General features: G+C 34.5%; 12 protein-coding genes. 2 read left to right on the top strand and 10 right to left on the bottom strand.

Annotated features, from left to right (window positions below; all coding sequences use genetic code 11):
- The first annotated feature begins 118 nt into the window (after nucleotides 1-118).
- Nucleotides 119-1,615, top strand: coding sequence for a DUF3149 domain-containing protein (locus F8162_RS18390; protein ID WP_151631179.1), 1,497 nt, complete (start codon nucleotides 119-121; stop codon nucleotides 1,613-1,615).
- A 29-nt stretch (nucleotides 1,616-1,644) separates the two neighbouring features.
- On the opposite strand, the gene F8162_RS18385 is transcribed toward F8162_RS18390, so the two are convergent.
- Nucleotides 1,645-1,926 carry an aspartyl-phosphate phosphatase Spo0E family protein gene (locus F8162_RS18385; RefSeq protein ID WP_000495532.1) on the bottom strand — a complete coding sequence of 94 codons (282 nt, stop codon included), beginning with the start codon at nucleotides 1,924-1,926 and terminating at the stop codon, nucleotides 1,645-1,647.
- 337 nt (nucleotides 1,927-2,263) lie between these two features.
- On the opposite strand from F8162_RS18385, the gene F8162_RS18380 reads away from it, so the two are divergent.
- The gene (locus F8162_RS18380; RefSeq protein ID WP_151631180.1) at nucleotides 2,264-3,034 is read left to right on the top strand and encodes a divergent polysaccharide deacetylase family protein; all 771 of its coding nucleotides are present in this window, start codon (nucleotides 2,264-2,266) and stop codon (nucleotides 3,032-3,034) included.
- A 67-nt stretch (nucleotides 3,035-3,101) separates the two neighbouring features.
- Here F8162_RS18380 and cbpA read toward each other — a convergent pair whose 3' ends face one another.
- The 9 genes from cbpA to F8162_RS18330 form a co-directional block, all read right to left on the bottom strand.
- Nucleotides 3,102-3,725: a cyclic di-AMP binding protein CbpA gene (gene cbpA / locus F8162_RS18375; RefSeq protein ID WP_151631181.1), complete on the bottom strand. Its 624-nt coding sequence runs from the start codon at nucleotides 3,723-3,725 to the stop codon at nucleotides 3,102-3,104.
- 125 nt (nucleotides 3,726-3,850) lie between these two features.
- The gene (locus tag F8162_RS18370) at nucleotides 3,851-4,480 is read right to left on the bottom strand and encodes a class II aldolase/adducin family protein (RefSeq protein ID WP_151631182.1); all 630 of its coding nucleotides are present in this window, start codon (nucleotides 4,478-4,480) and stop codon (nucleotides 3,851-3,853) included.
- Nucleotides 4,481-4,728: 248 nt separating this feature from the next.
- On the bottom strand, nucleotides 4,729-7,011 hold the full coding sequence (locus F8162_RS18365) for an NEAT domain-containing leucine-rich repeat protein (RefSeq protein WP_151631183.1): 2,283 nt from the start codon (nucleotides 7,009-7,011) through the stop codon (nucleotides 4,729-4,731).
- A 431-nt stretch (nucleotides 7,012-7,442) separates the two neighbouring features.
- A complete protein-coding gene (locus F8162_RS18360) occupies nucleotides 7,443-8,225 on the bottom strand; it encodes a DeoR/GlpR family DNA-binding transcription regulator (protein ID WP_151631184.1) in 783 nt (260 codons plus the stop codon).
- Nucleotides 8,226-8,265: 40 nt separating this feature from the next.
- Nucleotides 8,266-9,450, bottom strand: coding sequence for a saccharopine dehydrogenase family protein (locus tag F8162_RS18355; RefSeq protein WP_151631185.1), 1,185 nt, complete (start codon nucleotides 9,448-9,450; stop codon nucleotides 8,266-8,268).
- Nucleotides 9,447-10,544 carry a 2-aminoethylphosphonate--pyruvate transaminase gene (gene phnW / locus F8162_RS18350; RefSeq protein WP_151631186.1) on the bottom strand — a complete coding sequence of 366 codons (1,098 nt, stop codon included), beginning with the start codon at nucleotides 10,542-10,544 and terminating at the stop codon, nucleotides 9,447-9,449. Before phnW ends, F8162_RS18355 begins: the two co-directional genes overlap by 4 nt.
- Nucleotides 10,545-10,559: 15 nt before the next feature.
- On the bottom strand, nucleotides 10,560-11,354 hold the full coding sequence (phnX, locus tag F8162_RS18345; protein ID WP_151631187.1) for a phosphonoacetaldehyde hydrolase: 795 nt from the start codon (nucleotides 11,352-11,354) through the stop codon (nucleotides 10,560-10,562).
- Nucleotides 11,355-11,528: 174 nt separating this feature from the next.
- Entirely contained in the window at nucleotides 11,529-13,286 is a 1,758-nt protein-coding gene (locus tag F8162_RS18335) for a putative 2-aminoethylphosphonate ABC transporter permease subunit (protein ID WP_151631189.1), read from the bottom strand.
- Nucleotides 13,287-14,288, bottom strand: coding sequence for a putative 2-aminoethylphosphonate ABC transporter ATP-binding protein (locus F8162_RS18330; RefSeq protein ID WP_151631190.1), 1,002 nt, complete (start codon nucleotides 14,286-14,288; stop codon nucleotides 13,287-13,289).
- Nucleotides 14,289-14,305: the final 17 nt, after the last annotated feature.

The following is a 14,305-nucleotide window of genomic DNA, read 5'->3' as shown; positions in this document are numbered from 1 at the left end:
GAGTATTCACTCATTCATTTCCTCTCCCCAAATATATTATGAATGATTCTTGAATAAAAACATGACAATTTTAACATAGTTTATATATAATGATAATAAAAAAGAAGGAGTACCAAATTTGAAATTCAAATTCCACAGCATAGTTTTATATATGGTGCTTGTTATCCTACCAACGATAGGGATTGGTGCTACATTTTATTCATATCATTCGTATAAAATGAAACAGGAAAACAAACTATCTGCTCACACGGTTCTCTTTTTATATAGAGACTATTTAGATCATCACCTTGGTGAAGCAATTTCCGCATTAGAAATGCTCGCAAAGGTCGTAGGAACCGAGACTGGAAATATAAATGGAGTTAAAGAAATTGTACATGATACAGATGGAAACGATGCACGTTTTTCTGGTTTATATTATGCTACACCAGAAGGCATCATTACAATCGCATCCGAAGGCGACCGACCACCTGTTGATGTCTCAGATCGTAAATATATTCAAGACGTATTACAAACGAAGAAAACAACTGTATCATCAGTCATTACAGATCGTGTTCTTGGACATCAAGCTATTATGATTGCTTCTCCTATTTTCAATAAACAAAAGGAAATCTCAGGCTTATTGCTAGCAAGTTTACGATTTGACTACATTTCATCATCTTTAAATGCCATTAAGCCACAATACCATTTTGAAGTAACTGATAAACATGATGTAGTTTTTCTCACCGATGATAATAACGAAACAAGTGATGCGCATTCTAATATGCTGACCACTCCACTCCAAAGATTAGATTGGAAGGTCTCTGTTACCCCATTGCCTATCCATCAAAAAACTTTATACCAGTGGGTTTCAATAGAGTGTATAGCTACTTTATTTTTAATGTCTATTTTATTTTTACTTGCTCAATATATGTTGTTAAAACGTCAAACAAAACTGGAAAGACAACAAAATGAACTACAAAAAATTGAATTAGTTGGAACTTTTGCAGCTAGTACAGCCCACGAAATCCGTAATCCTCTTACCGGAATTAAAGGGCTCGTCGCTCTATTAAAAGAGAAATATAAAGATGAACAAGATCAGTTCTATTTTTCCATCATCGAACAAGAAATAGAACGGATTAATGAAATTGTAAGCGAATTTCTTATTCTTGGAAAGCCAACTGCTATCATTGAACAAACATATGATGTGAGAAACATTCTAAATGAGGTAGCATTAATTATTCAATCTGAGGCGAATCTACATAACATTGTATTCCATTTACATTTGCCAGACCATCCTGTTCATATCCGTTGTTCAAAAGACCATATGAAACAAGTGGTTTTAAACATTACAAAAAATGCAATTGAAGCCATGAATTCTGGTGACACACTAACTATTTTCGTAACAAACAATGAAACACACGCACAATTGCAAATTATAGATACTGGAAAAGGGATTCCAAAACATATTCAAAAACACCTCTTTCATCCGTTCTTTACTAATAAAGATACTGGAACAGGTCTTGGACTTGTCATATGTAAACGAATTGTAGAGATGTACAATGGGCATATTTTTATTGACAGTATAGAACACGAAGGAACGACAGTTCATATCGAAATTCCGTTACACATAGTATAATTATCCTTATCCCAAAAGGGTAATTATACTTATTTCATAAAACCAGCCACAAGCATTCGCCAAAAATTACTCGATTTCCCTTCATACCCAATTTGAAAAATAGGTACCTTTATAATTGATAACCATTTTGGTGTTTGTTTTTCTTTATAACACTGGTACTGTAAAATAAGCTTGTCCAATTCTTGACTAACTTGAATTGTCTCCATACTATTCAACCCACTCGTTAAACCTAATTGAATCATCTCTTCACGTTTCATATGAATATCACGTGAAAGCTTTTCTAATGTGTACTTCCTTTTTACAGTAAACATCCATATCCCCCTTATTATACTTCCATGCTCTCAACTTCACTTCTCCATCGGCCTTTTAACTACTTAATCACATTTGAATTTGAAGAATCAGAAAATTTAACATTTTCTCCCTGTAATTTACAAATCTTTACCCTCACTTTGAGAATTATTACAAATTATTCTATCTTTGTAAATACATTCGCAATAATAGACATTTTTTTCATCTTCTTTTTTTACAAATACCAATTAAATAGCGGATTCTCTATTTTCCATATACTTTTCTTCGACATTTTTTGTTTAATTTATATAAAAACGCAAACTATAATGATGATTGATAATATAGAAAGGAAATATTTATATGCGCAAATATACGATTGCATTGCTTATGTTTACTATGTTCTTACCATCCTTCTTGTTTCCTGTTCAAGCAAAGGCACATACAAAAAAAGTAGCTATTGTCATCGATGACTTCGGCAATAATATGAAAGGGACTGATAAAATGTTATCACTTCCTATTCCACTTACTGTTGCCGTTATGCCTTTTCTCCCTTCCACAAAGGAAGATGCGATAGCAGCTCATAAGAAAGGGCACGAAGTTATTATACATATGCCAATGGAACCTATTAAAGGAAAAAAAGAATGGCTTGGACCAAAAGCAATTACAACTGATTTAAGTGACGAAGAAATAAATAACCGACTCGAACAAGCGATTCAAGAAGTACCGCATGCAATTGGCATGAACAATCATATGGGATCAAAAGTGACCGCGGACGAAAGAATTGTACGACTTATACTTGCAGCTTGTAAAAAACACGGTTTATTTTATTTAGATAGCAAAACAAATCCTAAGAGTGTTGTCCCAAAAATCGGGAAAGAATTAGGAGTGCCGATTATTGAAAATCAATTATTTTTTGATGATGTGTATACAACGGCACATATTTCAAAACAAGCCCAATTACTCATCAAAAAACTTCAAGAAAAACCGATTATGGTAGCTATTGGACATGTTGGGCCTCCAGGTGAAATTACATCTCGTGTTATAGAAACTTCTATTCCTAAAATTCGCGAACATGCAGATTTTATTTTTTTATCTGATTTAGCGTTATCTCCGCCTCTTGTTTCAAAATAAAATTCATTACTCAAACTAAGAAAGGGAACAATCTGCATATAGCAAATTGCTCCCTTTCCTTTTCACCTTAAATATAATCTACATGACTAACCCTGAATCCTTTTTTCTCTATTTTTTCGATTAATTGCTTTAATCTTTTTTCATTTAATTCATCTGTTATATTTACGATAATGCGACGAATATATTGATCGCCGTTATCTAGCGTAAATAGTCCACCGATATTAAATGTTTTCAACAATGTCCCAAGTTCTTTAATGGTTCCCTTACAATCTTGTGTTGCAATTGTTAATATATAACCACCCGTCCGCATACCGAATGAATCTTCAATAACATCAAATATATTGGAATGCGTTAAGATACCGACAAATTCATTATAATCATTTAGCACAGCTAAAAATGGAAGACGACGAATAACATAAAATGCTCTGAAAAAAGAATCCTTTTCAAAAATAAATGCAGAGGTATCTTCCAGCATATGTTCCGTACTTAATTTCTCTAATCCGCTATTACACTTCTTTTCTAAAAGATCTACTTTATAAATAAGCCCCATGAATTTCTTTTCATCTTCTGCTAATACAGGGATTGCTCGAAATCCCGTTTCATTCATAATTTGCAAAGCCTCTTCACCTGAATCGTTCATTTTGCAAAATGTTACTTGCTGTTTTGGCAGAAAATGATATTTAACTCGCAAAATATGTTCCTCCTTACATGTCAACATGTAATCTATATATAATAAGGAGACCTATATTTTATGAGTAAATTTATTTTTAAAACGCTTTCATTTATTTATTGACTTGTAACAACATCACAAACATTTTATATAACAGAGCTCTTTGCACCTTTTATCATTAACAACTTTACATGGTAATTCATTAAATATTCTATACCCTCTAGCCATTTTTTTGTTTCTTCTGGAGTTTTCCCCCACACAATCATGCCATAATTATGAACAAGAACTACTCCTCCACCTTCAACGAAATTCGGCACTTTATTTTCTAATAAATCAGCGAATTTTTTCTCATCTTCTACAATAGGAATTGTCATTTCTGTTATACCTTCTTTTCCAAAAACACGTTCCACGCTACGTTTATCGAATGTTACTTCCCCTTCTTCTCCATATAACTCTGATATTAAATGACTATCTACAGTCTGCACTTGTAAAATACATTCTGCACTACTTTTTTTATAAATATCCGCATGCATAAATGATTCCGCAGCTGGTTTTTCTTCATTTTCAAATACTGGCTCACACATACAATTGACAACAATAAAATCTTCTTCTGAAAATAACCCTTTATCTCTTCCCTCAACGTTTACTAAAAAAGTTAGCGGCTCTTTTGACGTACAGAGTGATAAACTAATTTTTGTACCATAAAACCAATCACGAAGTGCCAATTCAGATTTCACATCTTTTAATTCATTCCATTTCTTTAGAAAAAATAACATTTCGTCACCCCCGGCGTAATATTTATATAATGTTCAAATCCTTTCTATGTAAAAGGTTTATTTTTTGATTATTCTAAAAATTTAATTGAATTATCACATGAGAATGCCTTTTTGTCAATATAGTTTCACAGCTCTTCTTTAAAATGGGCCATTCATATGTCTATACTCCTGTCTATTGCCTATTTCATTTTATACATAAAAAATACGTTATTCTTTTTAAATCAAAGAATAACGTATTTTCTCATCTTTTATTTCGTTATTGCGTTATATAAAAACTGTGCATATTGTTCACGTGTTACGAAATCATCACCTAAAAAGTTTCCTTTTCCATCACCTTTTGATATATTATTATCCGCTAACGTTTTCACATAACCTTCTGCCCAATGACCCGTTGGTACATCTTTAAAGTTCACTTTATTATTTCCATCTTCTTTTAACTGAAATACTTTATGCAATACTACAGACATTTCGTATCGAGTTAATACTCCCTCTGGACGAAACTCCCCAGTACCATCTCCTTGCATAATGCCAGCTTGCGCAACTGTAGCAATATCTTGCTCAAACATATGCCCTTTCGTATCTGTAAATCTCTCTTTCTGTTCTACTTTATTTTCTAATTTCAAGTACCTTTGTACTAAAGATGCAACTTGTCCACGAGTAATACTATCCCCAAATCCAAATTGTCCATTTCCATATCCCTTGAAAATATTTTCTTTCGCTAAATAATGAATTGCTTCTTCTGACCAATGTCCTTTTGGTACATCTTTAAATTCTACTACTTCTACTTTTTCATCTTCTTTAGAAGTGTTGTCCCCTTTACTTTCTACTACATTTTGAATTACAGATCCTGTAAAGAAGATTCCTGTATCCGCAAATGGATCTTTCACTCCAAATTCATATACTTTCTCACCTGCTGTACTCCACTTAACTGCATCGTTACTATACGTACCACCTTCACTCTTCAAACGAATTTTTGTAGAGATTTTACCATCTTTTTCGTATATAGGTACTTTGACGTCTTTATTTACTTCTGTATCCTCTAAAAAGACTTTTTGGTTTTGAACATTGATATAAGCTGTTTTACTTAGTTCTATAACTGGTCGAACATCACGGATTTCATTTGCAACAAAACTTAGAAATACTAACTTCTTCAAATTACTAACTGATGTTAAGTCTGAAATATAATTTGCTTCTAAATCAAGCTTTTGTAAGTTTACTAGACTTGATAATGGAGTAATATCCTTTAATTCATTGTTAGGTAAATCTAATTCTGTAAGTTGAGTCATTTTAGTAAGTGGTGTCACATCTTCTATTTGATTTTTCCCGATAAATAATTTACTTAATTGATTCATTTGATCAATACCCGATAAATCTTTAACTTTATTACGTGTTAATACTAAGTCTTTTAAAGGTAATGAATATAACGGTTTAATATCTTCAATTTGATTACCAGCTAAAGTTAAGTATGTTACATTTTTTAACGCGCTTAATGGAGCAACATTCGTAATTTTATTATTTGCTAAATTCAAGTAATCTAGTTGTTCCATTTTCGCTAATGCTGTTACATCTTCTATTTGGTTGCCCGATAGATATAAACTTTTTACATTTTTCATTTCAACTAATGGTGCAACGTTTGTAATTTTATTATTACTTAAATCAAGAGATTCTAAATTATTCATCTTAACAAGTGGCGTTACATCTGAAAATTCATTACCACGCAAAGCTAAATGATTTAATTGCTTTAAGTTCGCAAAGAACGACGGATCTGTTATCTTCGCATTCGCAACTGTTAAAGATTTTAAATTCGGCATATATTTTAATGCACTATAATCAAGAATCTCATTCGTATTTAAAAACAAATCCTTTACTTGTAATAACTCTTCTTTCGTAATCGGTGTATTTAAATCTTTTCTATTAAATACTTTTTTATTAACAAGTTCTCTTAATTTGTTATCTGTTATCATATTTTGACTATCAACTGGATGATCCGTTTCCGTATTGCCTGAATTAGAGTTATCATCTGGTTTCTCTGTTTCTTTGTCACCTACAGTTGGATCTTTAATTTCAAATTGAACTTGATATTTGTGATCATATCCGATGGCCGGAATAAGTATATGCATTTGCATATTATGCTTCTTCTCAAATTCGCCAATTTCAAATTGGACTACTTTCGTTCCATTTTTCCTCTTATCTTCTGATAAAACTTTCACATCTTGAAATACACCAGATTGGTTTTTATCCTCTATTCTAAGATATTGAAAATAATCGCTATCTTGTATTGTTACAGTAACAATTTTTTTCCCATCTTCAATTGCCACTTTAGGATTTTTTATGTACTGAGAAACCATAGATGGCTCATCTTTTTGATCCTTATATATTTTAATCTCAGTATCGTATGTACGTTCACTAGCTGCTGCCACCGACTGGTTTGCTTCAGCTTTTAGTGCTGCTAATGCTGGAGTAGAGTATGTAGCAAATGGAATTGCTAATGTTGTCGCTACTACTAGCGCCTTAATATAACTTTTTTTCAAAATAATATCCCCTATCATATATAATTTTTACAATTGATAATTCTTATCAATTACCTACAAATAAATGATAATGAATCTCATTATCATTGTCAATGATAATATTACATTAAGTTTATATTTTCATAGATAAAAAATAAAAAGCCCTTTATTCACAGGGCTTTTTTTCCTATCGTATGCAGAATTTCACTTTTTTCTTTTTCATTAATAACACCGATTTTTTGCAAAATATTTGCATACAATACGAGTTTATTATATACCCGTTCTGACATACTTTCCCCTTCTTTCCTTCGACCAACTTTTTTTGTATTGGTAAATTATATGAAAGAGATGAGAAAATGTGTCCACTTTTTTTGCATAAATACAAATCTTTTATCCCGCTATTTGCAGACAGTAAAACTCCCACCTCACAATCAGGTGGGAGTTCCATGTATTTAGCAAATTGTCCATTGAATATTATGCTTTTTGACTTCCTCTTCAAAACTATATGGCATTTTCTTATCACAAATTACATGTTGGATACGCGAAAACGCTGCTATTCGGTAATTTCCTTTTACCCCTACTTTTGTATGATCACATAAAATATATGTTTTCTCTGCTAATTTCATCATCACTTCTGACAGTTTTGCCTTTTCTAATTCAAAACTAGAAACCCCAAAACCAGGTAACAATCCATCAATCGAAACGAATGCTTTATGAAAATGAAATTGCTGGATTACTTGCTGTGAAATAGACCCTGACACACGTGAATGCTTTGGCGATACTTTTCCGCCAATAAATAAAACTTCACCGTGAAACATCTTTTTATTGATAGAAGAAATTAATTGTGTTGCTACTGGAAATGAACTTGTTATAATCGTTAAATTTTTACGATGGACAAGATATGGCACCATTTGAAGTGGTGTACTTCCGTCATCAATCGCAATAACATCTCCATCTTCCACAAACGTTGCTGCTTTATATCCAATTCTCTTCTTCTCTTCTATATGCAACATCTCTCGTTCTAACATTGGTGCCTCTATTCCAGCTCCCGGAAGTTGGACGGCTCCACCATACACTTTTTTCAACTTCTTTTCACGATCCAATTCTTCTAAATAACGGCGAATTGTCTCTGTTGATACAGCAAACTCTCTCGCTAACTCTGAAACTTTTACTTTCCCTTTAAATTCTACCTTCTCAAGAATGGTTCGCTTTCTTTCTTCACCTACTACAGACATAGCCTCACCCCATTGATTTCTACCTCATAAACTGCCTTACTTATACAAAGTTATAACTTTCTTTTTCAGTAAAAACTTCTTCATGAATATGAATACCACGTTTTTTTAGTTCATCAAAAATAATTTGTGGATTTACAAAAGCTTCCTCAGGTGTCACAACACCAGCTTGATTTACATTCCCATTTGCGATTAACTCTGTAGCAATCCCAAATGGAATACCAACGTTTCTCGTATAAGCTCTTAATTTTTCCCACCCTACAACAGTTCCATCAGATAACGGGTGGGTATGATATAATACGTGCCTTTGTTTCTCATTATTTTTCGTACCTATTACTTCTACATGAAGTGCGTAACCGTAAACTTCCGTTTCTTGTCCTTCTTTCGATTGCAATAAATACTTCGAGATACAATCCATAATGCCGATCGCTTCCCCATTTACTTCAACTTGATCATTACGCAATATACCATAATCATATAAAGCACGTACGAGCTGCATATTTTGCTTTGGCCAAGTTCCTCTCGTCTCTATCAGTTTGACGCCTTTATTTTCTAGTGCTTTCGCTAACGTAATCGTTTCAGAATGCGGGATTATATACTGCGTTTCCTTACCATAAGGCGCCGGTAATTCAATTTCTCTCGGACGCGCAAACGGAGGTACTTGCTTAAACTCACCATCTTCATACACGGTACGCGATGGTAAATGTGGATCATATTCATATGTCGTTGTTTCTGTAATTGATGCAGAAAAAGCAATTGGACGATACGAACCGTGACTGACACGAACTGACTCTACAGTATCAAGCTGATTTGCTGCATGCATCGCCATCATTTGCGTTACACCTGGCGTCATACCAAAACCAGGTAAACACGTTTTTCCATTTTGAACAAATATAGAATGTGAATCATTTTCTTCACCAAATCCATTCAAATTCACACCGTGACAACCTGCTTCTGCAATACATCGAGTAGACAAGCCATTTAACTTAATTGTCGTACCGTCCATTACAATGTCATAACCTTTCATTTTTGCAACCGTATCCTCGTGATTCGTTACGTCTACTTTCACAAAATCTACGCGAGGATCGTTGAGCCATTCTACTACTTTCAGGCCCTCTTCTTCATTAAAATCCGCTACTGTAATCGTCTCAAAAGATGAAAATTGTACTAAATCTAAAATTGCTTCACGACAAATTTTACCTGCTCCACCTAAGCAAAATACCTTCATCCTATAACAACCCCTTTAGCAATACTATCAACTAAGCGATTAATATCTACCTCATGTACATCACCGATATTCCCAATGCGGAATGTATCTACTTTTGAAATCTTACCTGGATAAATAACAAAGTCATCACGCTTTAATTCATTATATAATTGCTCAAAATCGAACCATTCTTCTGGATAAATAAATGATGTGATAATAGGCGACTGATATTTCTCATCTACTAGTGGCTTAAATCCGATTTCTCTCATTCTATTCACTAATAGTTTTTGATTGTTATAATATCGATTGTAACGTGCCTCTACTCCACCCTCTTTGTCTAATTCAAGTAGTGCTTGATAAAAAGCGTGTACAACATGTGTAGGTGACGTAAAACGCCATTTCCCATTTTGATTTTCCATCGTTTCCCACTGATCGTATAAATCTAGTGATAATGAACGTGCCTGTCCTTTACATTTCAACAATTCAGCACGCTTTGCAATAACAAAGCCGAACCCAGGAACACCTTGAATACATTTATTTGCACTACTAATTAAAAAGTCAATTTGCAACTCATCGATATCTATTTCAATACCACCAAAACTACTCATTGCATCAACTAGTGTTACTTTTCCGTATTGCTTCCCTAATTTACATACATCTACAATTGGATTGATGATACCTGTTGTTGTTTCACAATGAACAACTGCAATATGTGTAATCTCTTTATCTCGTTGCAATATCTTTTCTACTTCTGCAATATTAGTAGGCTCCCACTCTTCTGTTTGACTGACCACCACATCTATATGTAACATCTCTGCCATTTGTACAATTCGTTTACCGTACGCACCATTTGTACAAACGAGCAGCTTACCATTTTTAGGAATGACAGAACCAATGACTGCTTCAACTGAAAACGTACCGCTTCCTTGCATTAAAACCGTTGTATATTTCTCTTCTTCCTTCGTTGCTAACGATACAAGTTTAGCTCTTACCTCTTGTACCATTGTGTTATATTCAGCATCCCACGTACACCAATCGTATAACATAACCTCTTTTACTGTTTTTGTTGTCGTTAATGGCCCTGGCGTTAATAATAAGTAGTGATTTTCAGTCATGATCCTATTCCCCTTTTATGAAATAATAAGTTCTTGTTTTTCGATATGTTCCATTACGCTTTCAAGTTCCTGCATCGTTTCCATCGTAAAGTGCGCCCCATTTTCAACGAAACGATTGCGAACTACTTCTATTTTTTCACGAAGTTCTAACGGATCCATATTCTCCACTTCCTCTTCCGTTAAGCCGAGCTCGCTACTGCCAAGAATTACACCAATTGTCCACATCCCAGCATTTCTTCCCTCTTTCATATCTGATACTGTGTCCCCAACTTTTATCATACGATTCATTGGATATACACCAAGTTCCATCGCATTTTTATAGCACATCCACGGATATGGACGACCGGCTGGAACATCATCTGGTGTTACAAGAAAATCAGGTTTATACCCTTGTAATTTTGCTTCTTTTGCAACAATGTCCATCATTTCTCTCGTATAACCAGTCGTTGAACCAACTTTAATTCCTCTTTCACGTAAAGAAGCAATCACTTCTATTACTCCATTAATTGGCGACGCATAGCGCGGTAAAATAGCAAAGAGAATCTCTTCAAATTCTTCATACATCTCATGAATGTCTGCTTCTGTTGGTAATTTTCCAAAAACACGATTCCACTCACTCGCAATACGAGGCATTTCTGTAAGTGCCCTTACATGATCTATTTTTAATAACCCCATTGGCTTACGAGCTTCTTCTGCTGTAATTTCAACACCGCGTTTATGGAAAATCTCCATAAATACTTCCAGTGGTGCAAAACATCCATAATCAACTGTCGTACCTGCCCAATCAAAAATAACTGCTTCTATTTTCATTCAATCCATCACCCTTCTTATTTATCGCGCTATTCGCCGGGCAGTAAGACTTCCCCTCAAAATTCGGCTGGAGCAAAGAAGTTAAGTGGGAGTCGGGCTGCCCGTAAACGCCCGCTTGGTGCGGGCTAATAATCAGTGAGGAAGAACAAAACCCCCACTGATTAAAGTTTGACTTTATCTTTTTTGCCATTGTGACGTTCGGTTACGAAGTGCTTTCGTTCCCCATTCATATACAACTCTTACTACAATATTTGTAACAACAATCAGTACACTCATTGCAGCTGCTGGTGCTACATTTCCTGCATCATCCATATTTACAATTGATACGGCAGCTAGTTTAAAATCAGCTGCATATAGGAATACAACTGCTGAGACAGTTACCATTGAATTTACGAAATAGTACATTACCATTTCTAAAATGGCTGGTAAACACATCGGTACCGTAACTCGAAAGAATGTTTTATAAAACGGTATCCCCATCGACTGTGAAACAAGTTCAAATTCTCGATCTAGCTTCTTTAAAGCTGTCGTTGCCGTAACAAATGTTACAGAATAAAAATGAATGATATTGACTAGTACTAGAACAGCGATTGTTCCATATAGAGAATGAAACGGATTCGTTACGGAAAGTCCAAAGATTTGTATTGTTGGTTGACTAAAGAAGAAGACGTAACCTAACCCAAGTACTAAACCTGGTATCGCTAAAGGAACGATAGAGAAAAAGTAACCTGCTTTTCGGAAAAATTGTAGCTGATCTATTTTCTCAATCGCATAAGCGAACATAAATGTTAAAACCGCTCCAATAACCGCTGTAACTGCTGAAACAATTACGCTATTTTTAAATGCTTCAAGTCCATCTCCTGTTAAACTAGAAAAATTAAAATGCTCAAATGTAAAGCTCATATTATATGGCCATACTTTCACACTAGCAGCAATACCAACTGCCACAAATAATAGAATGATCATAAGCGTTACTACGCTACAATATACGAATGAAATAACATCTCTTTTCTTATTATTTATTATTCTGTAAGGTACTGATTTGGAAGATAAGAAATTCGCCTGCTTTCTTTGCGTAATGCGATCAACTGCAAATGCAAATATAGCTGGGATTAATAAAATCATTCCGACAGTTGCACCCATCGGCATATTTTGCTGCCCAATTACTTGCTTATATACGTCAGTAGCAAGTACATTATATTGCCCACCAACAATTTTTGGTGCCCCAAAATCAGTGAAACTAAGTGTAAACACAACGAACATCGCACTAATTAATCCGTACTTTACACTAGGTAAAGTAACAGTGAAAAATTGCTTTGTTTTACTCGCTCCTAACATATTAGAAGCTTCATATAAACGATAATCAGAGCCTTGAAAAGCAATTAATAATATAAGAAATGCTTGCGGAAATGTATACATGACTTCAGCCATTACAATTCCTACTGGTCCATATAAAGGAATTTGTATCCCTTCAAACAAACCAAACATCCCTTTCGTTACTAACCCTTGATTACCAAATAAATATGTAAGTGCGATACCATGCATCATCGTTGGTGCAAATAATGGTAACAACGCAACATATTGAAATACCCGCTTCCCAAACACATTCGTACGAGCGATCGCATAAGCGTAAGCGAAAGCAAGTGTCACTGCAATAATTGTTGTCACGCCCGAAATCCATATCGTATTTTGCAATGATTGAACTAGCGTTGGTGTTGTGAAATATTTACTGAAATTCGCAACACCAATAAAAGCACCATCTTTATCATAAAAAGCTTGTGTAAACAATTGTAATAGAGGTAATACAAGCATGATCAAAAACGCGAGAAGCATACCAATAATTAATAGTCTTTGTATCCACTCTTCTTTACCGATACGTCTCTTAATCTTTTTTTTCGTACTTTCTACCTTGAAATTTTCTAACATCTCCATCTATACAATGACCTTCTTTCCATATGACAACATATGATTTTCTGAGAAAGAGATTTGAATCGGCTTTCCTTTTCTAATTGCGGTTGCTTCTACTTCTGATGCCAATATATCCACTATAATTTTCTCGTTATAAAGATGTGTTTTTTCTTCTACGACACGCACTTCCGTCCGATATACCGATCCGCGAAATTCCATGCTTTCCACAACCGTTTTAATACCATCTTTTTGTACAACTGTTACATGCTCAGGACGAATTGCATGTTCTTCATTATTTTTGGAAAAGAAATTAATAGAACCAATAAAATCTGCCACAAACGGATTGGCTGGTCTTTGATAAATCTCCTCTGGTGTTCCAATCTGCATAATTTCCGCATGATTCATTACAACAATTTTATCAGCCATCGTTAATGCCTCTTCTTGATCATGCGTGACCATAATAGTTGTTACTCCTACTTTTTCTTGCAAATCACGCATTTCTCTACGTAACTTTTCACGTACTTTTGCATCTAAAGCAGATAACGGCTCATCGAGTAACAAAATATCCGGAGACAGAGCGAGCGCACGTGCAAGTGCTACTCGCTGCTGTTGTCCACCAGACATTTGAGCAGGATATTTATCTTTTACATTCAGCAAATCTACAAGTTCTAACGCCTCTAGCGCTTTCTCTTTTACTTCTGCTTTTCCATATTTTTTTGTCTTTAAGCCGTATTCAATATTTTCAAGTGCTGTTAAATTCGGAAATAATGCATACGATTGAAACACCATTCCAAAATTTCTCTTTCCAGGAGGTAATGCTGTAATATCTTTTCCACCCACAGCTATACTACCTGTTGTTGCCTCTTCTAGCCCTGCTAAAATTCGAAGCAATGTTGTTTTCCCACAACCACTTGGACCTAATAAACATACAAACTCATTTTTTTTCACAGTAAAAGAAATATCTTTTAACGCTGTAAATGCATCAAACTGTTTTTGAATGTGTTGAATTGATAAATACTCGCTCATTTTTTCTCTCTCCCACT

It is taken from the genome of Bacillus sp. CH140a_4T, assembly GCF_008923725.1.
Taxonomy (GTDB): domain Bacteria; phylum Bacillota; class Bacilli; order Bacillales; family Bacillaceae_G; genus Bacillus_A.
This window is presented reverse-complemented; position numbering and strand designations above follow the sequence as displayed.